The organism is Rhodococcus aetherivorans (genome assembly GCF_025722975.1).
GTDB classification, from domain to species: Bacteria; Actinomycetota; Actinomycetes; order Mycobacteriales; family Mycobacteriaceae; genus Rhodococcus; species Rhodococcus aetherivorans.
The window spans coordinates 5,856,594-5,877,432 of the sequence record NZ_CP106982.1; the positions used below are offsets into that span (position 1 = coordinate 5,856,594).

20 protein-coding genes are annotated in these 20,839 nt (G+C 70.2%); 10 read left to right on the plus strand and 10 right to left on the minus strand.

The window, feature by feature from the left end; genetic code table 11:
- Positions 1 to 161: 161 nt before the first annotated feature.
- The 8 genes from OCS65_RS26865 (at position 162) to OCS65_RS26900 (ending at position 7,113) form a co-directional block, all read left to right on the plus strand.
- Positions 162 to 611, plus strand: a complete 450-nt coding sequence (locus OCS65_RS26865) for a GlcG/HbpS family heme-binding protein (RefSeq protein ID WP_006943161.1) — start codon at positions 162 to 164, stop codon at positions 609 to 611.
- 185 nt (positions 612 to 796) lie between these two features.
- Complete coding sequence (locus tag OCS65_RS26870; RefSeq protein WP_006943160.1) at positions 797 to 1,516, plus strand: iron-containing redox enzyme family protein; 720 nt, start codon at positions 797 to 799, stop codon at positions 1,514 to 1,516.
- 83 nt (positions 1,517 to 1,599) lie between these two features.
- Complete coding sequence (locus OCS65_RS26875) at positions 1,600 to 1,983, plus strand: Rieske (2Fe-2S) protein (RefSeq protein WP_006943159.1); 384 nt, start codon at positions 1,600 to 1,602, stop codon at positions 1,981 to 1,983.
- Positions 1,980 to 3,203: an NAD(P)/FAD-dependent oxidoreductase gene (locus tag OCS65_RS26880; protein WP_050034463.1), complete on the plus strand. Its 1,224-nt coding sequence runs from the start codon at positions 1,980 to 1,982 to the stop codon at positions 3,201 to 3,203. The genes OCS65_RS26875 and OCS65_RS26880 overlap by 4 nt, the downstream gene beginning before the upstream one ends.
- Position 3,204: 1 nt before the next feature.
- The gene (locus OCS65_RS26885) at positions 3,205 to 4,659 is read left to right on the plus strand and encodes an aldehyde dehydrogenase family protein (RefSeq protein WP_065923131.1); all 1,455 of its coding nucleotides are present in this window, start codon (positions 3,205 to 3,207) and stop codon (positions 4,657 to 4,659) included.
- Positions 4,660 to 4,701: 42 nt separating this feature from the next.
- Positions 4,702 to 5,058, plus strand: a complete 357-nt coding sequence (locus tag OCS65_RS26890) for a Rieske (2Fe-2S) protein (RefSeq protein WP_006943156.1) — start codon at positions 4,702 to 4,704, stop codon at positions 5,056 to 5,058.
- Entirely contained in the window at positions 5,055 to 6,653 is a 1,599-nt protein-coding gene (locus OCS65_RS26895) for a gamma-glutamyltransferase family protein (protein ID WP_065923132.1), read from the plus strand. Before OCS65_RS26890 ends, OCS65_RS26895 begins: the two co-directional genes overlap by 4 nt.
- Positions 6,643 to 7,113, plus strand: coding sequence for a RidA family protein (locus tag OCS65_RS26900; RefSeq protein ID WP_082120182.1), 471 nt, complete (start codon positions 6,643 to 6,645; stop codon positions 7,111 to 7,113). The genes OCS65_RS26895 and OCS65_RS26900 overlap by 11 nt, the downstream gene beginning before the upstream one ends.
- A gap of 10 nt (positions 7,114 to 7,123) precedes the next feature.
- Here OCS65_RS26900 and OCS65_RS26905 read toward each other — a convergent pair whose 3' ends face one another.
- The 8 genes from OCS65_RS26905 to OCS65_RS26940 form a co-directional block, all read right to left on the minus strand.
- The gene (locus OCS65_RS26905) at positions 7,124 to 7,261 is read right to left on the minus strand and encodes a hypothetical protein (protein ID WP_006943148.1); all 138 of its coding nucleotides are present in this window, start codon (positions 7,259 to 7,261) and stop codon (positions 7,124 to 7,126) included.
- 89 nt (positions 7,262 to 7,350) lie between these two features.
- Positions 7,351 to 8,568 (minus strand): M50 family metallopeptidase, encoded by a 1,218-nt coding sequence (locus OCS65_RS26910; RefSeq protein WP_263508213.1) that lies wholly within the window; start codon positions 8,566 to 8,568, stop codon positions 7,351 to 7,353.
- Positions 8,565 to 9,251 carry a cutinase family protein gene (locus tag OCS65_RS26915; RefSeq protein ID WP_006943145.1) on the minus strand — a complete coding sequence of 229 codons (687 nt, stop codon included), beginning with the start codon at positions 9,249 to 9,251 and terminating at the stop codon, positions 8,565 to 8,567. The genes OCS65_RS26910 and OCS65_RS26915 overlap by 4 nt, the downstream gene beginning before the upstream one ends.
- Before the next feature lie 118 nt (positions 9,252 to 9,369).
- Positions 9,370 to 10,242, minus strand: a complete 873-nt coding sequence (locus tag OCS65_RS26920; RefSeq protein WP_263508216.1) for a polysaccharide deacetylase family protein — start codon at positions 10,240 to 10,242, stop codon at positions 9,370 to 9,372.
- Positions 10,239 to 10,730: a hypothetical protein gene (locus tag OCS65_RS26925; RefSeq protein ID WP_050034461.1), complete on the minus strand. Its 492-nt coding sequence runs from the start codon at positions 10,728 to 10,730 to the stop codon at positions 10,239 to 10,241. The genes OCS65_RS26920 and OCS65_RS26925 overlap by 4 nt, the downstream gene beginning before the upstream one ends.
- A gap of 5 nt (positions 10,731 to 10,735) precedes the next feature.
- Complete coding sequence (locus OCS65_RS26930; RefSeq protein WP_263508218.1) at positions 10,736 to 12,682, minus strand: primary-amine oxidase; 1,947 nt, start codon at positions 12,680 to 12,682, stop codon at positions 10,736 to 10,738.
- Positions 12,679 to 14,160 (minus strand): APC family permease, encoded by a 1,482-nt coding sequence (locus OCS65_RS26935; RefSeq protein ID WP_263508220.1) that lies wholly within the window; start codon positions 14,158 to 14,160, stop codon positions 12,679 to 12,681. The genes OCS65_RS26930 and OCS65_RS26935 overlap by 4 nt, the downstream gene beginning before the upstream one ends.
- A 209-nt stretch (positions 14,161 to 14,369) precedes the next feature.
- Positions 14,370 to 15,875, minus strand: coding sequence for an aldehyde dehydrogenase family protein (locus OCS65_RS26940; RefSeq protein ID WP_006943134.1), 1,506 nt, complete (start codon positions 15,873 to 15,875; stop codon positions 14,370 to 14,372).
- 446 nt (positions 15,876 to 16,321) lie between these two features.
- Here OCS65_RS26940 and OCS65_RS26945 point away from each other — a divergent pair, with 446 nt between their 5' ends.
- Both OCS65_RS26945 and OCS65_RS26950 read left to right on the plus strand, forming a co-directional pair.
- A complete protein-coding gene (locus OCS65_RS26945) occupies positions 16,322 to 17,743 on the plus strand; it encodes an APC family permease (protein WP_044476308.1) in 1,422 nt (473 codons plus the stop codon).
- Positions 17,740 to 18,495 carry an IclR family transcriptional regulator gene (locus tag OCS65_RS26950; RefSeq protein ID WP_050034460.1) on the plus strand — a complete coding sequence of 252 codons (756 nt, stop codon included), beginning with the start codon at positions 17,740 to 17,742 and terminating at the stop codon, positions 18,493 to 18,495. The genes OCS65_RS26945 and OCS65_RS26950 overlap by 4 nt, the downstream gene beginning before the upstream one ends.
- A gap of 46 nt (positions 18,496 to 18,541) precedes the next feature.
- Here OCS65_RS26950 and OCS65_RS26955 read toward each other — a convergent pair whose 3' ends face one another.
- Both OCS65_RS26955 and OCS65_RS26960 read right to left on the minus strand, forming a co-directional pair.
- The gene (locus OCS65_RS26955; RefSeq protein ID WP_263508223.1) at positions 18,542 to 19,255 is read right to left on the minus strand and encodes a response regulator transcription factor; all 714 of its coding nucleotides are present in this window, start codon (positions 19,253 to 19,255) and stop codon (positions 18,542 to 18,544) included.
- Between the two features lie 92 nt (positions 19,256 to 19,347).
- Positions 19,348 to 20,763 (minus strand): amidase, encoded by a 1,416-nt coding sequence (locus OCS65_RS26960; protein WP_006943126.1) that lies wholly within the window; start codon positions 20,761 to 20,763, stop codon positions 19,348 to 19,350.
- Positions 20,764 to 20,839 lie beyond the last annotated feature (76 nt).

Below are 20,839 nucleotides of genomic sequence, written 5' to 3' on the forward strand. Positions count from 1 at the left end.
CAACTTGTACACGAATTGTGTCGGGTACGGGTGATTCTGACCGTCCCTCCGTGGCCGCATCCCTGTTAGAAATAGCCCACTGGCGAAAACGCATCCACCGGCCGGACCCTCGCTTCCCGCTCCGCCAGGCCGGTACTCCCGCAGACCGAAAGTGGAGACCCATGCATCGAATTCATCGCATCACCCTCGACGACGCGCTCCCCCTCCTCGCCGCCGGCCGCGCGAAGGCGGAGGAGATCGGCGTCAAGCAGACCCTGTGCGTCTGCGACGAGAGCGCCAACGTCATCGCCCTGCACCGCCTCCCCGGTGCACGGCTGACGGGTGTCGAGATCGCGATGGCCAAGGCGTTCACCGCGGCGGGCCACGAACGCGCCACGCACCTGTTCAACGAACCGCCCAACGGGCCGGCCCTGCCCGGCAACGAGGCCTTCGGCATCAGCCACATGCTGCCGGGCAAGTTCGCGATCTTCGTCGGCGGCTTCCCGCTGGTGTTCGACGGCCAGATCGTCGGCGCCGTCGGCATCAGCGGCGGAAACGGCGAGCAGGACAAGGCCGTCGGCGCGGCGATGCTCGCGGAGTTCGAGGCGATCACCGCGTCGGTGGCGCACTGACTGTGCACTTCGACCCCCGCCGGCGCCGCATTCCGGTCAGTGTGGCCGTGGCCGCACCCCGACGCCGGCACTAGTTTCGAAACCGACCGGAACAGGCTTTCACTCAGCCGATTTCGATCGTTCTCCGCAACGTCGCGGATCAACCCCAGCCCGACCGCACGACACAGCGTGAAAGGGAAACCACCATGACCGAACTGCTCGGACGCGACGAGTTCCGCGCCGCACTCGAGAACGCGATCAAGGGCCGCGAGGCCAAGGACGCCTCGTTCAGCAAGGCCTGGGCCGAGGGCAAGCTCGAGAAGCACCACTTCGCCCGGTGGGCCGAGAACCACTACCACTACGTGGGCCCGTTCGCGGACTACCTCGCGAACATCTACTCCAACACGCCCGACACGTTCACCGACGCCAAGGACTTCACCCTGCAGAACATGTACGAGGAGGAGCTGGCCGACATCCGGCACACCGACCTGCTCATCAAGTTCGCCGAGGCGTGCGGCACCACCCGCGAGCGCGTCGAGGATCCGAACAACATGAACGCCGTCACCCGCGGCCTGCAGGCGTGGTGCTACGCGGTCTCGCAGCGCGAGCACTTCGTGGTCGCCACCGCGGCCTTGGTCGTCGGTCTCGAGTCGCAGGTGCCGAGCATCTACAAGAAGCAGATCGTGCCGCTGCGCGAGGTGTACGGGTTCACCGAGGACGAGATCGAGTTCTTCGACCTGCACATCACCTCGGATGTCGTCCACGGCGAACGCGGGTACCAGATCGTGCTGGACTGCGCCGACACCCCGCAGTTGCAGCAGCGCTGCCTGCAGCTCGTGCGCTGGGGCGCGGAGATGCGTTTCTCGTACACCAAGGGCCTGTACGACACGTACGTCGCTCCCGACCTCGAGCTGGCTCCGGCCTGACCGACGTGACCGGACCGCGGGAGGGTCCACCGCTCGGCCCTCCCGCACCGGTCCCGGCGGCCATCCCCGATCGAAGGAGAATCATGTCCACCGACGCCGCCTCGGCCCCGCCCGGGTCGACCCGCGACAGGGTCGCCGTCGCCACCGTCAAGGAGCTGACCCGCCGGCGCAAGCTGCGCGTCGAGGTCGACGGCGTCGGCATCGCGTTGTTCCACGCGAACGACCGGGTGTACGCGTTCGCCGACCTGTGCATCCACCAGGACCGCTCGCTCGCCAAGGGCACCCTGTTGCACGGGCGGGTCATCTGCCCCGGCCACCAGTGGCGGTTCGACCTCGAAACCGGCTACGAGGAGGACCAAGATCTCTGCCAGCCGACCTATCCCGTGACCGTCGAGGGCGACACCGTCTATCTCGATCCGGCCCCGCGCCGAGTCGTTCCCGGCTCGCAAGAGGAGAGTTCGTCATGACCGTACGCACCGTTGTCACCGTCGGCGCCGGCCAGGTCGCCGCGGTCGCCGCACGCACGTTGCGCCGCCGCGGATTCGACGGCCGCATCGTCCTGCTCGGCGACGAACCGCACGCGCCCTACCAGCGGCCGCCACTGTCGAAGGAGTTCCTCGCCGGCCGGGAACCCGTCGCCTCCCTTTCCCTGCTCACACCGAAGTGGCTGGCCGACAACGATATCGACATCCGGACCGGTGTCACGGTACGGCGCGTCGACACCGCCTCGCGCAGCCTGGAATTCGACGGTGGGTCCGTCGCCGCCGACGCGGTGATCCTCGCGACCGGGGGACGCCCGCGCACGATCCCCACCTCCGGGACGCGCCCCGATCTCGTGCACTACCTGCGGACGCTCGACGACGCCGTCGCCCTCGCCCCGCGGCTGACCCCCGGTGCGCGCCTGGTCGTCGTCGGCGGCGGATTCGTCGGCCTCGAGATCGCCGCAACGGCACGCGATCTCGGTGTCGACGTGGTCGTCCTCGAATACGCCGACGCCCTGCTGGGTTCCGTCCTGGGCGCCACGGTCGGCGGGTTCTGCGCCGACCTGCACCGCCGCAACGGCGTCGATCTGCGCACCGGCGTCGGCGTGGACTCCGTCGCGACCTCCGAGGCCGGGGTGCGGGTCCGCACCACGACCGGCGACACGATCGAGGCCGACGTGGTCGTGGTCGGCATCGGCATCACGCCGAACGTCGACGTGGCCGCCGCGAGCGGACTCCACACCGACAACGGCATCGTCGTCGACGCCGTGGGCCGCACCGCCGTACCCGGAATCCACGCCGCCGGCGACGTCGCGAACCGCTTCTCCGACCGCGCCGGCCGCCGAGTCCGGGTGGAGCACTTCGACAACGCCAACCGGCAGGCCGCGGTCGTCGCGGACACGATCGTCGGTCGCACCTCGCTCGCCGACGACGCCCACTGGTTCTGGTCGGACCAGTACGACACGAACATCCAGTTCACCGGAACACCTTCCGGGACGACGGAACTCGTCGTGCGCGGCGACGCCCGCTCGGGTGAGTTCACCGTCTTCTATCTCGCCGGCGACGTGCTCACCGCGGCGTTCGCCATGGACCGCGGCGAGGACATCATGGCCGCCCGCGAACTCGTCGGCCGGACGGTCGGCGCGCACCAGCTCGCCGACGCGGACGTGGACCTGTGGGAACTGGGCGAACAGGTGGTGAGCTGAGGTGGCCGTGACAGGACTGAACTTCATCGACGGTGCGTGGGTGCCGGCCGTCTCCGGCGCCACCTTCGAACGACGCAACCCCGCCGATTCCACCGACCTGATCGGAACGTTCCCCGATTCCGACGCCACCGACGTGCGCATCGCCGTCGACGCACTCGACAAGGCGGCCCCCGAATGGGCCGCCACCCCACCGGAGCGCCGGGCCGCCGTCCTGGAGGCCGCCGCCCGGCACCTCGAGGAGCGACGGGAATCGCTCGTCGGGGAACTGGTCCGCGAGGAGGGCAAGACGCGCGCCGAGGCCACCGTCGAGGTGAGCCGCACCCCCATGAACCTGCGCTTCTACGCGGGCGAGGCGCTGCGCGCGACCGGCGCGACGTACCCGGCCGCCGGCCGCACCATGATCTACACCGTCCGCGAACCCATCGGCATCGTCGGGGCCATCACCCCCTGGAACTTTCCGCTGAACATCCCGTCCCGCAAGCTCGGGCCGGCGCTCGCCGCGGGAGATCCGGTGCTGTTCAAGCCGTCCGAGATCACCCCGCTCATGGGGCAGCGGCTGGTCGAGGCGCTGCTCGCCGGCGGACTGCCCCCGGCGGCGATCGCGCTGGTGCAGGGCGGCGGGCGGGCCGGGGCCGCGGTGGTCGCCGACGAACGCGTCGCGGCCGTCACCTTCACCGGATCGACGGAGGTGGGCCGGGCCATCCATCGTGGCGTCGGCCCGGACCGGCGGGTACAGCTCGAGATGGGCGGCAAGAACCCCGTCGTCGTCCTCGCCGACGCCGACCTCGACGCCGCCGCCGCGTTGATCGTCAAGGGCGCTTTCGGGCTCTCCGGACAGGCCTGCACCGGCACCAGCCGGGTCGTCGCGATCGACGACATCCACGACGCCCTGCTCGAGCGGGTCGTCGCCCGCGCCGAGGCCCTCACCGTCGGACCGGGCCTGCGGGCGGGGGCGTCGATGGGTCCGCTCGCCAGCCGCGGCCAGCTGGACAAGTTCCTCGAGTACGTCGCCGTCGGGCAGGACGAAGGGGCCCGTCTGGTGTGCGGCGGAACCCGCTGCGACGACAACGGTTTCGGAGACGGGTTCTTCGTGCGCCCGACGGTGTTCGCCGACACCGCGCCGGGCATGCGCATCCTGACCGAGGAGATCTTCGGTCCGGTGCTGGCGTTCCAGCGGGCGTCGTCGTTCGACGAGGCCGTCACGTTGGCCAACGACACGGCGTTCGGCCTGAGCGCGGCGATCGTCACGCGCGATCTCGACCGGGTCGGGCAGTTCGTCGCCCGTTCCCGCACCGGCCTGGTCAAGGTGAACCAGCCGACGAACGGCATGGCGATGAACGCTCCGTTCGGTGGGTACAAGGCGTCGAGCACCCAGACGTTCAAGGAACAGGCCGGGCCGACGCTGATGCAGTTCTACCAATCCGAGAAGACCGTCTACATCGACCCCGTCGCCTGACCGCCCGCGGTCGGAGCAGATCCCAATGCCTGGAGGATGACCATGGAGTTCAAGAGAGTGGCCCGTTCCGGGCAGGTGCCGGAGGGCATCGTCCGCCGCTTCTACGCCGGCGACTACGAGTTCGCGATCTCGCGGCTGGACGGGAAGGCCTACGCGACATCCAACTACTGCTCACACCTGGACTGCCTGCTCTCGTCCGGCAAGCTCGTGCAGGATGGAATCGGATGCTCTTGCCACGGAAGCGCTTTCGATCTCGCAACCGGTGAACCCATCTGCCCTCCCGCCACGGAGCCGATCAGGACCTATCCCGTCGAGGAGCGCGGCGGCGAGATCTTCGTCGGCATCGATCCCGCCGAGCCGCCGGAGGGCCCGCGCCGGCGCCGGCTCCGGCAGGCATGACAGCGCGGCGGGTCCGTCCGGCGACGTTGTCGACCGGCGGCATGGTGTCCTCGAGCCACCCGCTGGCCGGCCAGGCCGGGGCGCGGGTGCTCGCCGACGGCGGCAACGCGGTCGACGCCGCGCTGGCGATGGCCGCGACCACGTGGCTGACCCTGCCCGGCCAGTGTGGCCTCGGCGGGGACGCATTCGCCGTGGTGCGGGAACCGGACGGCACAGTCTGGACGGTCGGGGGGAGCGGTTACGGCCCCGACGGCGGCACACCGGACTTCTACCGGGACCGCGGGCTGGCCGCGATCCCGCTGGACGGCGCCCTCGCGGTGGCCGTGCCGGGCGCTCCGGCCGCGCTCGCGGCGCTGCACCGGCGCGGCGCCACCCGCAGCCTTGCCGAGCTGTGGGAACCGGCCGCGCGCCTCGCCGAGCACGGGTTGCCCTGCTCGGCCAAGACCCGCGACGACGTGCGGTCGGCGCTGGACGCCGTCCGCACCGATCCCGGGCTGGCCTCCGTGTACGTCGACGGCGGTCTCGTACCGCTCGTCGGTGACCGGCTGCCGCAACCCGACCTGGCGCGCACCATCCGTGAACTCGCGCACGACCCGGCGTCGTTCTACACCGGGTCGCTCGCCGAGCGGTGCGTCGCCGCGCTGCGCGACGCGGGCGCCCCGTTCTCGGGAGACGAATGGGTCGCAACCGGGACGGTGACGCCGGAGCAGGCGCTGTCCGGCCGGTACGCCGGCGCGGTGATCCATCAGACCCCACTGCCGACCCCCGGGTGGATGGTGTTGCACCAGGCGGCGCTGTGCGAGGGCGTCGTCGGGTTCTCCCCGCTCCTGAGCGCGGCGGCGATCGACCGCATGGCCCGGGCCGCGCGGACGGCGTTCGAGGACCGGCTGCGCTGGTGCGGCGCCGACAACGACGGTGCCGCGCGCATCCTCGATCCCGGCCACATTCGCGCCGGCCGCGACCGGCTGTCGGCGACCGCGCCCGCCGGAGCGTTCACGGTGGCCGGCGGAGACACCACCTCGCTGGTGACGGTCGACCGGGACGGACGCGCGGTGAGCTTCATCCATTCGCTGGCGTTCACCTTCGGGGCCAAGTTCACCGTGCCCGGCACGGGGATCGTCCTGAACAACCGGCTGGGGCGGGGCGCGTATCTGATCGACGGGCATCCGAACGAGGTGCGGCCCCGCCGCAAGCCGCTGCACACCCTCAATGCCTGGATCGTCACGGACGCGGCGGGAGCGCTGCTCCACGTCGGCAACACCCCCGGCGGGGACGGGCAGGTGCAATGGAACATGCAGCTGCTCTCGCACCTCCTCGACCACGGGCTCGATCCGCAGGAGGCGGTGTCGGCGCCCCGGTTCACGGTGTTCCCCGGCTCCGACGCGAACGTGCTCGGCGACCCCGCCGAGCTGCGCATCGAGGCCGACGTCCCGCCCGAGGTCCGCACCGCCCTGTCCGAGATGGGGCACGACGTGCGCACCCTCGAACCGCTCGGCGCCGAGGGCAGCGCCCAGATCATCTCTCTCGATCCCCGCGGCGTGCTCAGCGGCGGCAGCGATCCCCGTCAGGAAGGAGTGGCTCTCGGTGTCGAATGAACAGGCGATCGGCCGGGCAGCGCTCGGCGCGCAGCCGCCGCGGCCGCGCGGCCGCTACGTACCCGCGGTGCTGTCCGGCTCGACCGTCCACACGGCGGGGATGACCCCGCGCCGTGACGGCCGGCTGACCGTCACCGGCCGCGTCGGCGGCGAAGTGGACCCGGCCGTCGCCCGGGAGGCGGCGGGCCTCGCGGCCGGCAACGCCCTGGCCGCGGTCCGGTCGGTGCTGCCGCCGGGTGCGATGTTCCGGTGCGTCGAGATGGTGGTGTACATCGCGTGTGCCGACGGCTTCACCGAGCTCTCGGCGGTCGCCGACGGCGCATCGGAGGTCGTCGAACGCGCGCTGGGCCCGGCGTCACTGCCCGCCCGCAGCGCGATCGGGGTCTATCTGCTTCCCGGCAACGCGCCGGTCGAGGTGGCCCTCACCGCGCACGTCGGGGACGGACCCGGCGCGCACTGACGACCGCGGATCAGACCAGGGCCGGCCCGATCACGGCCAGCGCGACGAGCGCGATCAGCGCGGACAGGCCCGCTATGGTCGCGCCTCCGACCGGCGACTCGACGTCTCCGAACAACGGTTCGTCCTCGTCCCAACACCACCGCGGCATCACTCCATGGAAGCGGTTCGCCCCCGCATGCGCAACGGGGCGAGACCGATTCGGTCGAATTGCGGGAAGTTCCACGAAGTTTGCCGGGATCAGGCCGGACGAACCGGGGCGACGATGTCCGCCGCGAGGGTGAGCAGCATGAAGGCCCCGCCGACGACGACGAACGCGTACGTCACCGGCAGCAGCTTCACGAAGTCGACCGGCGCTCCGCCGGGCCGGCCCAGCCGGGCGCGCACCCGGTTCCGCAGACCCTCGTAGATCGCCACGGCCATGTGCCCGCCGTCGAGAGGGAGCAGCGGCAGCAGATTGAACAGGCCGACGAAGAGGTTCAGGCTCACCAGCAGCAGCACGAACGACTCCCAGGCGCCCCGCTCGACGGCCCGGCCCCCGAGCGATCCGGCCCCCACCACGCTGATCGGGGTGTCCGCGTCGCGTTCGCCGCCGGTCACCGACCGCCACAGCGACGCCGCCTTCGTCGGCATGTCCACCACCGTGCGCGCCGTGAGCGCGGCGAGGTCGCCGGTGAATGCGAGGGCGGCGGGCACCGCGGTCACCACGTCGTACCGCACGGGACCGGCGGGCGGGCGCGCGGATACTCCGATCGCACCGACGGCCGTCGAGCGCTCGTCCCCCGTCCGAGGGTCGACCACCCATCGCTGCACCTGCTCGGTCGCGACGGGCAGCACCAGCCGGCGGCCGTGCCGTTCGATCGTCAGTTCGTCGACTCCTGCGCTGTCCCAGATCTTTCCGACCAGGTCGCCGAACCGGGTGACGCCCTCGCCGTCGACGGCGAGGATCGCGTCGCCGGGGAGTATCCCCGCGGCCCCGGCCGGTCCCGGGCCGTCGCACGCGGCGAGGCCGTATCCCGGGCCGGGCCGCTGCGACGACGGGACGCATCCGACGGACTCGACGACCACCTTCGGATGCAGCTCCGGCAGCCCCCACCCGACGGCGAGCACGAGGACGAGGACCCCGGCGAGCAGGAAGTTCATGCCGATGCCGCCGGACATCACGACCAGCCGCTTCCAGGTCTTCTGCCGATACAGGGCGCGGTCGTACTCGTCGGGGGTCAGTTCGTCGAGCGCGGTCGTGCCGGCGATCTCGCAGAACCCGCCCACCGGGATCAGTCCCAGCCCGTAGTCGGTCTCACCGCGCCGGACGGAGAAGAGCATCGGGCCACGCCCGAGGGAGAAGCGGCGCACCTTCATCCCGAGACGCCGCGCCGCCCACAGGTGGCCCGCCTCGTGCAGGGCGACGGACACCGCGACCCCCAGCGCGAAGAGCACGACGCCCAGCGCGAACGTCACGGGTGATACGTCGCGTGCTCGCGGATGTACCCGGTGACGTTGCCCTCCGGGTCGCAGATCATGTCGCCCTCGAGGCACTCGGTGGTGACCGGGATGTGCCGCAACTCGCCCGCCGGCTGGGGCAGCGTGATGCCGGGGACGAGCGGGCCGGCGTACTGCGCGGGCCGGCCCTGCGCCGGGTCGGCGATCAGGTGCACCCGCACCCGGTCCTGCAGGTCGGTGCCGTCGTCGTGCACGGGCGCCGCCGCGTCGATCTCCATCGCGACCCTGCGCACGACGATCGCTCCCTGCGAGTAGCCGTACAGCTCGTAGCGCGTGCGCGGCCCGCAGGCGGCCTCGGTCCGGCCGATCTCCGCCCAGAGATTCTGCACGCCGATCTGCACCGACTGGTCCATGAACGTGTCCCAGCCGAACACCCCGGCGACCATGCCCGCCGGATACCGCACGTGCCGCACCGCGAAGTCGGGGCTGTTGCGGTACTGATCTGTGTAGGAGTTGAGCGGGCTCTCGGGATCGATCGAATCCGGCGTTTCGGGGCCCTTCGTGCCGTCGACGGCGAGCACCACGGTCGGCGCACAGTACGAGGCCGGGGACGGGTCGGCATGGGCGATCGAGACGGCACCGAGCATCGAGCCGATGGTCAGCGCGCCGACGATCGCGACCCGGACAGCGGAAAGGATCATCGAAACCGTCCTTCAGCCATGGGATCCACCCCAACGATTCCCGACCGCGTTCATAAGTAAGCACAGTGATCGTGAAGTCCGCAAATCGAACACGCGGATGCGGTGCAACTCGGGGGGCCTAGCGGACGACATCGGCCAGATCCACGAAACCGTAACCCCGCGTCCGCAGACCGTCGATGATCGCCGGCAGCGCATCGGCGTCCAGGGTCGTGCCGTCGTCGGGGTTCGCGCCCACGTGCATCAGAACGATCTGGCCGGGCGCGGCCGCGGCGAGGACCCGCTCGGTCACCGCCGCGGCGTCGAGACCACCGCTCGTGCCTTTCCAGGCGAGCGAATCCACGGTCCAGCGCACGGGCACGTAGCCGGCACCGTTGACGACGCGGATGTCGGCGTCGGTGCGAGCACCGAAGGGAAACCGGAACAACGGCACGGCCGGGCGACCCGTCAGTGCCGTGATCGCGTTCTCGGCCGCCGCGAGGTCGGCCCTGATCTGCTCGTCGGTCAGATCCGGATAGGAGGGGTGGGTGTTGCTGTGGTTTCCCACCGCGTGCCCGGCGGCGGCGACGGCGCGGACCCGGTCCGGATACGTCCGCGCGAAATCACCGGTGACGAAGAACGTCGCCGGGACGGCGTAGCGGGCGAGCGTGGCGAGAATGCGGGAGACCGCGGTGTCGGAGGCTCCACCGTCGAAGGTCAACGCCACCACCTTCTCCTCGGTGGGAATCCGTTCGAGGTCGATGCCGCGCAGGGCGGCAGGTACACCGGCCGGAGGCACCGGCGTCGGCTCCGGACCGGACGGCGGAACGGGGACGGTCGCGGAGGGCCCCGGAGCCGGGGACGGGGGCCCGGGCGGCGTGGTCGCCGGTTCCGACGTCGGACTGCTCGTCGCGGTGGCTTCGGGCGGCTCGTCGGGCGGGCCGGAACCACAGGCCGTCACGACCAGGATCGACGCCGCGACGACGAGCGATCCGCGCCGGAACCGGATGTTCATGTGGACAGTGTGCCGCTCCACCTCGGCCGCGCCGCTGCGGTCGCCGGGTCCATCCCCCGCCGGGTGCGGTGGAACACGACGCTCACGGCAAGGAGGACCTCCGCGGCCGCGACCGCCAGCGCGGCCGCCATGAGAGGGGGAATCGAGGCGCCCGCCGCTGCACCGGCGACCGGAGGCACAGCGTGCCCGTGGTGGCCGCCCGCGGCCCGGCCCGGGCTCATGGTGGTCAGGTGCACCATGATCATCGCGACGTTCATGACGGTGACCAGGATCCAGTCCCGCTGGTCTCCGCGCATCCACAGGTGACGGGCGCAGTAGAGGCATCCGGCGACCATGACGAGGGTCAGGGCCGCCGACCCGGGCGACGGGGTGTGCTCCGCGAGCGAGCCGGCGTGCAGGACGGCCGCCGACACGGCGAGGGCGGCGGCCGCCCGGCCGCACCACGTGGTGGTGGTGCGGCGGGCGGCTTCCGGAACCGTGGTGGACATGCCCGTCAGTCCGTGCAGCAGTGCTTCGACGTGCCGGCCGGAACGTCGAGGGCCGGGTTCCGGTCGAAGAACCCGACCGGCTTCAGCGTGAACCCGGCGTAGTCGACGGGCATCACGGGCCAGTCCTCCGGGCGCGGGAAGTGGGTGAGCCCGAAGGTGTGCCACAGCACCAGGTCCTCGCCCTCGATGTTCCGGTTGCCGGCGACGAATGTCGGCAGTCCCGCCTGTCCCGGATGCTGGTTGACGAAGTCACCGGCCGGATAACGCTGCGCCGGGTCGTACCGCGTGACCCACAGATGCTTGGTGGCGAACGCGGCGCGGGCGGCGATGGAACTCGACGGATCCGCCAGCAGCACGGGCTGACCTTCCGGGTGCAGTGCGTATCCGACGTTCCGCCCGAGCCGGTTCTGCTTGGTCGGGTTGGTGATGTGCCAGACCCTCGCCTTGGTATTGTCGGCCAGCCTCTGCCCGTCGGCCTCCGTGGTGAGGGTGGTCTTGCGGCAGCGGAACGCGTTACCCCACGGGTTGTCCGGTCCCATCGGTTCGGGCACGGCGTCGACCTCCTCGACCGTGTTGACGTTGCCGTCGACCGCCATGTCCAGGCGGGCGGAGAAGAGGTGCTGGTGGAACGGCGCACCGAGCCCGGGCGCCATCTCGGTGGCGAACCCGTCCTCGCCGCGGTAGGCGGAGGTGAAGACGATGCCGGTGGCCTTGGCTTCGAGTTCGATGGTGCCGTCCAGGTAGAGGTACCAGTAGAAGCCGTAGTCGTAGTTGCCGATGGTGAGGAAGAAGGAGATCACGAGCCGGCGCGACCGACGGGTCTCGGTCATGCCGTTGAACATGTCCGTATGCTTCCAGAGGACGCCGTAGTCCTCCTCGTGGAGGCAGATCGCGTTCTTCATCACCCGCGGGTCGCCCTTCTCGTCGGCGATGGTGACGTCGAAGTACCGGATCTCGCCGAGGCAGTCGCACCCGAGTTCCAGCGAGTTGGTGTAGCGGCCGAACAGGTATTCGCCCTGGTCGAAGTAGTTCTGCCAGTACCGCACCGGCGACGGGTCGGCGTAGGGCACGACCATCTCGGCGATGGATGCGCGGTAGATCACCGGCCGCTGCACGCCGTCGTCGGAGAACGACAACTGGTGCAGGGTCAGGCCCTCGCGTACGTCGAACCCGAACCGGAACGTCCAGTCCGCCCAGGTGATCCGATTGCCCTCGACCGAGAAGCTGGGCCCCTCGGGTTGGGTGATCTCGATCGGCTTGAGGTCGGTGCGGGCCGGCCTCGCATGCGGAGCGGCGTCCCATTCGCCGCGTTCGGCCGGCACGGGAAGGGTGATCTCGTCGACGACCTTCACCACGCGCTGCTCGGTGAGGTCGACGTAGGCGACCACCCCGTCGATCGGATGTGCCCAGGGCAGGTCGGCCTCGTCCTCCTGGTGGAACGCGAGCACGCGGACGATCCGGTGCCCCACCTCGTCCTCGTGCCCGAACACCCCGGCCGACAGCGGAACCGCGCGCACCTTCTCCGGATCGATGCCGCGCGCAGCCATCGCCGCAATCCAGTCGAAGCTGGACAGGAGGAACGATTCGATGTCCTCGAACTCCTCGTCGAGGATCGGGACATGCCCCTCGGTGGCGGCGTCGACGGCGACGGTGCTGAGGATCCTGCGTTCGGTGACGGACATGACGTGATCGGAGCCCGCCCCGGTCGCACGGTCGAGGAGAAGGACGCGGGCACGGCGCTCGATGTGCTCCCCCGGCCTGAACGCCAGGACCGTCGACTTGTGCGGTTCCTCGAGCCCGACGTAGACGAACCGGACGTGCTCGGTTACCAGCCCCGCCGCCGATACCGTTTCCTTGACGGCGGTGATCTCGTCGGCGGTCAGAGGGGTGAGCGGGTGGTCCGGTGCGGGCGTCGATGCCGCTTCGGTGAACTTCGTGGTGGCAGTGCTCATCGGGCGATCTCCTTGTCGATCTCGGTTTCGGTCGTGGCGGCGGGCGCGACGCCGCCGGAATGGTGGTGATGTCGTGCAGCGTCGGGGCGGAGAACGGCCACGGCCGTTCCGCCCGCGAACGCCCCGGCGAGAAGCACGCCGACGACGGCGGCGAGGGTGCCGGATCCGCCCACGAGCAGCGGCAGGTTCGCGATCGTCATCGCGAGCAGAGCGCTCAGCCCCGCCAGACCCAGCGCCGGCGCGATCAGCGTGGGCCACGGCCGGGTGTCGGCCCGGGATCGCCGGAAGAAGACGAGGACGGCGATCGACGTCAGCGCCATCAGGGCGAGCACGCCGACGGACGCGACACCGGCGAACCAGGCGAAGACCTCGGTGACGGGATCGAGTCCGCCGACGGCCGAGGCCACGACGAGAACCAGGGCCGAGACCGTCTGCACGACCGAGGCCACGTAGGGCGAGGCATGGCGTACGTGCGAGCGGCCGCATCGCGCCGGCAGTGCCGCGCTGTTGCCGAGCGAGAAGATGTAGCGCGAGAGCACGTTGTGGAAGGACAGCAGCGCCGCGAAGAGACTGGTGACGAGGAGCACCTGCACGACATCCCCCGCCGCCGCTCCCACGTAGCGGGTCGCGGTCTCGATGATCATGCCCTCCGGGTTCTCGGTGGCCAGGACGACGGCGCCCTCGTCGCCCCACGCGCTGACCAGCGCCCAGCTCGACAGCGCATAGAAGCCACCGATGACCACCAGGGCGAGATAGGTGGCCCGCGGAATGGTCCGGGCCGGATCGCGCACCTCGTCGCGGAAGACCGCGGTCGCCTCGAAGCCGATGTAGCCGGCGACAGCGAAGATCAGGGCGATTCCCGGTGCGCCCGAGAAGAACTCGGAGGGGCGTAGCGCGGCGGTGGAAAGACCCTCCGCTCCGCCGCGGGCGATCACCGCTGCATCGATCACCAGTACGATGCCGACCTCGCAGAGCAGCAGGACCCCGAGGACCTTTCCGGACAGGTCGATGTGGCGGTAGCCGAGAATCGCGACCGCCGCCAGAACGATCAGAGCCCAGAGATACCAGGGCAACTCGGGACCGCCGTGCGAGGTCACGAAGTCGCCGAGGGCCGCGCCGAGGTATCCGTAGACGGCACCCTGGACCGCGGTGTAGGACAGCAGCGCCAGGAAGGCGGAACCCAGTCCGACGTGCCGGCCGAGTCCGTGGGTGACGAAGGTGTAGAACGCCCCCGCCCCGGGCACGTGCTTCGCCATCGCGGTGAAGCCGACGGCGAAGAAGAGCAGGACCACCGTGCAGACGATGTACGAGGCGGGGTACGCGGCCCCGTTTCCGGCGGAGATACCGAGTGGGACCGTGCCGGCGATCACGGTCAGCGGGGCCGCGGCCGCGACCACCATGAAGACGACGGCGCCGGGGCCGAGGCTTCCGGACAACCGGTGGGTGGGGGGTTCGTGTGCGCGAGCGTTGAGGGTCATCGGTGCTTCGACTTTCGGGAGAGGGAGTGCGCCGGCGATGTCGGTGCCGACCGCCGGAAGAAGCGTGCGCCCGGACGTTGTCGGTGCGGTCACCGCGGCGTCACGGTTCGTCGACGGCAAACGAGAAGGGCGGGGGGCCGGGTTCTCGTTCGGCCCGGCAGGGGTACGGACGGCGGTGCCCACACAGTGCCGGGCACCGCCCCGACCGGTCACAGTGCGATGTTGACCGACTTGGTCTGGGTGTACTCCGCCAGGGCCCCCTCACCGAGTTCCCGCCCCCAGCCCGACTGCTTGTATCCCCCGAAGGGCAGTGCGGTGTCGAACGCGTTGTGGCAGTTGATCCAGACCGTGCCCGCCTTGATCTCGGCGGCGACCTCGTGGGCCCGGGAGACGTCCCGCGTCCAGACGCTCGCCGCGAGCCCGTAGGGGGTGTCGTTGGCGGCGGCACGAACTCCCTCCTCCCGGTTGAAGGGCACCGCGACGGCGACCGGGCCGAAGATCTCCTCCCGGTACACACCGAAGTCGCTGCGCACGTCGACGAGGAGCGTCGGCTCGACGTAGAAGCCACTGTCGCCGTGGCGCTTTCCTCCGGTCAGGGCACGAGCCCCGTCCTCGAGGCCGGCGCGGAGGTAACCGGTCACCTTGCCGAGTTGCTCCTCGGAGATCAGCGGACCGATATCGCTGGCGGGATCGAGTCCTGGACCGATCTTCTGCGACCGGGCGAATTCCGCTACGCCCTGGGTGAATTCGTCGAAGATGCGATCCTCCACCAGCAACCGCGTCCCGGCGGTGCACGCCTGGCCGTGGTTGAACAGGAATCCGCCGGCGACACCGGGGATCGCGGCCTCGAGGTCGGCGTCCGCGAAGACGACCTGGGGGCTCTTGCCGCCGAGTTCGAGCGAGACCTTCTTCAGGTTCCCGGCGGCGGCGCCCACGATCTTCTTGCCGACCTCGGTCGAGCCGGTGAAGGCGACCTTGTCGACGTCGTGATGGGCCGACAGGGCCGCACCCGCGTCCCCGAAGCCCGTGACCACGTTGACGACGCCGTCGGGCACCCCGGCCTCGGCGGCGACTTCGGCGAGCAGCAGGGCGGTGAGCGGGGTCTGCTCCGCAGGCTTGAGCACCAGCGTGTTCGCGCACGCCAGCGCAGGGGCGAGCTTGAAGGCGGCCATCACCAGCGGAAAGTTCCACGGCACGATCTGGGCGCACACCCCCACCGGCTCGCGGCTGGTGAACGCGTGGAAACGAGCGCCCGGAGCCCACGGAACCGACACCGGGACGGTGCGGCCCTCGATCTTGGTCGCCCAACCGGCGTAGTAGAAGAAGATCTCGGCCGCCCAGGTGACGTCGACCGCCTTCGCGACGACCACCGACTTGCCGTTGTCCAGGGACTCGAGCTGGGCGAACTGGTCCGCCCGGGCCAGGATGCCCTCGCCGATCCGCCACAGGATGCGCTGGCGCTCGGCCGGGGTCAGGCGCCGCCACGGTCCCTCCTCGAACGCCCGGCGGGCAGCGGCGACGGCCCGGTCGACGTCCTCGGCGCCGCCGTGCGGCACCGTGGTCAGCACCTGCCCGGTGGCGGGGTCGACCGTGTCGAACCGCCGGCCCGAGGCCGACTCGACCCACCGGCCACCGATCAGCATCTGCTTCGGCGACGAGAGGAAGTCGACCACCTCCGGAAGCAGGCCGGTGGCGGATTGCGCAACTGCAGTCATGATGTCTCCGACTCGTGAGAGATAGCGAAAAAGACTCGGGTACAGTCGTTTCGACGCAGAACCGCCGGTTTCCGTCGCTGTGACCCGAACCCACGATAACCACACGATGTGGCGGGAGTCACCCCCGATTCCGGATGGAAATTACGCGGTGTCCGATTCTCATTCGACTGCGGCCCAGACCGTTTCCCGATTCTCGTTCGACTTCTCGACCGCAGCCCAGGTGACGGCCGCACGAGCACCGCCGGCCCCGCCCGATCGGGCGCCGGACGGCCCGTCGTTCTCATTCGAGTGACCGAAAATTGATGTGCGATCGGTGCAGCGCACTGCGTGCCTGCGCTACCGTGCACCCCACGGGATCGTCCGGCGGCAGACGCTCGACGTCCCCTGGCGAGTGTGGAAGCAGGTGCAAGGTGTCCGGTACACCACAGATCCGAAGTAGTTCGCCGGTGGCCGGCCTCGAGCGCGGACGCCTCACGTTCTTCGAGGTGCTCGCACAGTCCGTCTCGGCCGTCGCCCCGTCCGCGGTGATGGTCACCCTGCCGGCTCTCGTCATCCCCGAAGCCGGGCGGGCGGCGATCCCGGTGTTCGTCGCGGCGGCCGTCCTGATGGCTGCCGTCGGATACTGCATCGGGCAGTTCGCCACCCGCATGGTCGCGGTCAGCGGCTTGTACAGCTACACGGTGAAGGGTCTCGGCCCCCGCCTCGGCTTCGCCGGGGGATGGTCGCTGCTGATCGGCTACGCGGCCGCCGCCATGGCCAGCACGGTGGGGGCAGCGAGCTATCTGGCGTCGCTGCTCGAACGGATCGGGTTGCCGGCCGGGGCGGCGACGAGTGCAGTGCTCGTCGGCGTCGTCGGCGCCGTCGCGCTGCTGCTGATGGTCCGCGGCGTCCAGCTCTCCGCCCGCATCATGCTGGGCGTCGAGGCGTTCGCCATCGTCGCCGCATCGGTCGTCCTGGTGATCGCGTTCGCCGTGTCCGTCCGGGACGGCGACCCGCCCTCGGCGCCGACCGGAACCGGTTCGGAATCCGCGATCGGCTTCGCGCTCCTGCTGGCGATCACCTCGTTCGTCGGCTTCGAGAGCGCCGGAACGGTGGCACGTGAAGCCCACAGCCCGCTGATCAGCGTGCCCCGCGCGATCAGGTGGACGCCGGTCGTGCTCGCGGCGCTCTACGTGTTCGCCGCGACGATGCAGCTGCCGGAGTCCGCCAGGGAAGGAGTCGGTTCGCTCCGGATCGTGCTCACCCTCCCGGACACCGCCGGGAGCGGCTCGGCGGTGCTGTCGGTCCTGATGGAGCTCGGAATCACCGCGTCGTGGTTCGCGTGCGTCATGGGCTCCACCACCGCGCTGTCGCGCACCCTGTTCGCGATGGGCCGCGAGGGCGTCGCCCCGGCGGTCGTCGGCCGTGCCCACGCCCGGTTCCACACGCCGCACGTCGCCCTGGCCGTCGCGATGCCTGTCGTCGTTGTCGTGCCCGTCGTCTTTCTGGCGGCGACCGGCTCGAACCGCGACGTCCTGATCGGGCTGCTGGCCCTCTCGGCGCACGGGTACGTCCTCGCCTACATCCTCCTCTGCGTCGCTACGCCCGCGTTCCTGCGCCGGATCGGCGAGCTGACCCGCCTGCCGCTGGTCATCGGCGCGCTCACCGCCACGTGCCTGGTGGCGCTGATCGTGTGGGCGGCTGCGTCGGGGATCTACGTGGCGGGCGCAATGACCGCCGTGTACGCGGTCCTGATGCTCCTCGGAGGCGCGCTGCTCGCGGTCCGGGTGCGGCGCGCCCCGGACGTCGCGGACCGGATAGGCGTCTACGACGAGACCGTCGCCGCCGATCTGCTCGGCCGGCACCGCCCCTGGCAGGTGCGGCGGTGAGCCCCGTGGACGGAACCCTGTCGGGGCGGCAGCCGAAAGCGGTGATCAGCGCCCTGCGTGTCCTCGAGGAAGTCGCCCGGGCCGGGGCCGGGGTCACCGCCAAGGACATCGCCGCACACCTCTCCCTGCCGCCGGCGACCACCTATCGGCTCCTGAACCTGCTCGCCGGAGAAGGCTACGTCGTCCGGCTACCCGATCTGTCCGGCTTCGCACTCGGGCGCAAGATCGGCATACTGGTCGACGCGGCCGTCGTCCCCACCGTCTGCACAGCCGCACGTAACCTTCTCACCGAACTTCGGCTGACCGTCCGCTTCGGCGTCCACCTGTTCTACTACACCGACACGGCGCTCCGCCTTGCCGACGCCGACCCCGAATATCCACCCCGCGCCGACGAGGCCCTCCTCAATCGGCACCTCCAGGCGAGCGCCGTCGGCAAGCTGCTGCTCGCCGAGAAGATCGACCTCGACACCGTCCTCCCCCGGTGGGAACCCCATGCCCTCACCGGCCGCACGATCGTCGTGCGCAGCGACCTGCTCCGTCACCTCGGGGAGATCCGCGACCGGGGCTTCGCCACCCAGTTCGGCGAACTGCGCGACGACTCCGCGTGCCTCGCCGTTCCCGTCCGCTCCGCCACCGGCACCCTCGTCGCGGGCCTGGTCCTGTCCGGCAGCATCGACCATCAGCACCTGCTGCTGCGCCACCTCGACTCACTCCGAGAGCACGCGCAGCAACTCGTGCCCCTGCTGACCTGAACGGGACGTCCATATCGGGGTCCCGCCGCCGGCCCGGAGCGGGCTGCTACGTGGGCTGCGCCCACGGATCCCGATTCGACACCAGACCGAGCCGGACCGCGCGCACCACCGCACCGACCCGGTTGGGGGCCTTCAATTTGCGCAGCAGATGCTCCACATGAGTGTTGACCGTGCTGCGCGACAGCTGCATTCGCTGCGCGATCTCGCGGTTGGACAGGCCGGCGATCACCAGTTCGAGAACTTCGTGTTCTCGTGGGGTGAGAGCCACCTCTTCCTGCCGCGTGAGCGTGTCCACCGACCAGGCGGCGTACTCCCGGGCATCGCTCAGCGTCGTCTTGACCCCGTGGGGGACCGAATCGCGCGCCACGCTGACGTGCAGAGCCCCCACCGCCACGCCGGTGGGGGACGTCAGAACGACGGAGGTGCCTTCGGAGAATCCGGCAGGGACGAACACTTCGCGCACCGAGTAGGTCTGACGATACGACGGGATGTCCCGCCAGGTCAGTATCGCGGAGGACTCGGCCCGAACCGCCTGCATGCCCGGATCCTTGTCGACGAAATCGGTGACGAGGTAGTCCAGGGTCCGGTCGTCGTAGCCACGGCTGGCCACCACCGCGTGCCGACCGCCCGCCACGCGTGTCACGGCAGCCGCCGCGCAGTCGAGCTGATCGGTCATGTACCGGGTGAGTCCGGCCATGCGGGCGACGGCGTTCTCTCCCAGCAACACCGAGACCAGTCCACTGAACACGGGTACGACCATTGCTCGACGATAGTCGAACCCCGTGTCCAGTGGAGTCGAATCCTGTTACCGGGCAGATATATTCCCTCTCGTGTGCCCGTTTCCCCGCCCGGTCACAGTTCCGGGATGCGGTCCGCCCAGGGGCGAGCGCGTTCGAAATTCGCCGCTGCGCGCAGTACCGCAGCGTCGGCGTGGAGCCGTCCCGCGATCTGCAGTCCGACCGGACGTCCGTCCGACGTGAATCCGGCAGGGACGGTGACGGCCGGGGTCGTCAGCATGTTGTACGGATAGGTCATCAGCCAGCCGAGCAGCTGGGTGCGCAGAGACGCGCCCGCCAGCCGGCCGGGAGCGAACTGTCCCAGCGGATGGGCCGCTTCACACAGCGTGGGCGAGACCAGCAGGTCGTAGTCCTGCATGAACGACGAGAACGTATCCCACATCCGGCCACGGAACAGGTCCGCCCGCCCGACATCGACACCTGTGAGACGCTCTCCTTCACGCATCAATTCGACGAGATTATCGTCGACCTGGCCCTGCCACTCGTCCCAGTCGATCATGTCGTGTTCGGCCGCGAAACCGGGAACCCAGATGCCGTGCCACATCGCTTCTTCCGGGTCTCCCCAGCCGGGCGTCGCCTCCTCGACCCGAGCACCGAGGTCCTCGAACGCCCGAACGGCCTGCGCGCAGATCGCCGCCACCTCCGGATCGACCTCTGCGAAGCCGAGATCCGGTGACCACGCGATGCGCCACCCGGCGATGTCCTTCTTCGTCTCGGCGACGTAGTCGGTGTCCGAGGCCGGCAGACTGAGCGGATCGGATTCGTCGGGTCCGGCGACGACACCGAGCATGAGGGCATTGTCTTCGACCGTGCGGGTGATCGGACCGTGGTAGGCCCAATGGTAGAAGCGACCACCCAGAATGGTCTGCGGCACCCGCCCGGTCGAGGGCTTGAGCCCGACCACGCCACAGAGCGACGCAGGAATGCGCACCGACCCCGCCCCGTCGCTGCCTTCGGCCAGCGGGCCGAGACCGGCCGCGACGGCGGCGGCGGCTCCGCCGCTGGAACCTCCCGCGCTGTATCCGCGCTTCCACGGATTGTGGGTAGGACCGAACAGGTGGTTGTCCGTGCCGCCGTAGTACCCGCTCTCCGGTGTGTTGGTCTTGCCCAGGTAGAGACCGCCTGCGGCCTTCAGCCGCCGAACGATCACCGCGTCGTGCTCGGCGATGTTGTCCTTCATCGGCACCATGCCGAACGTCAGGGGCCGGCCCGCCACGGCCGTCAGATCCTTGATCGTGAACGGCACTCCGTGCAGAGGTCCGACGGACTCGCCGCCGACCAGTTTCGCATCCAGTGCGCGCGCGTCCGCCAGGACCTGTTCGCGATCGAAGTCGACGATCGCGTTGATCGCCGGGTTGACATTGTCCACGCGCCGCACGAAGTGCGCCGCGACTTCGCTCGCGCTGATCTGTCCTCGGCGAACGTCGGTCGCGAGTTCGGCTGCACTGAGCCAGGAAAGGGTATCGGTCATGGTTGTCTCCGTGAATCGCGGGGTTCCGGTTGAGGTGGCTCGACCATAGGAACCCGGCGATCACGCCGACAATCGG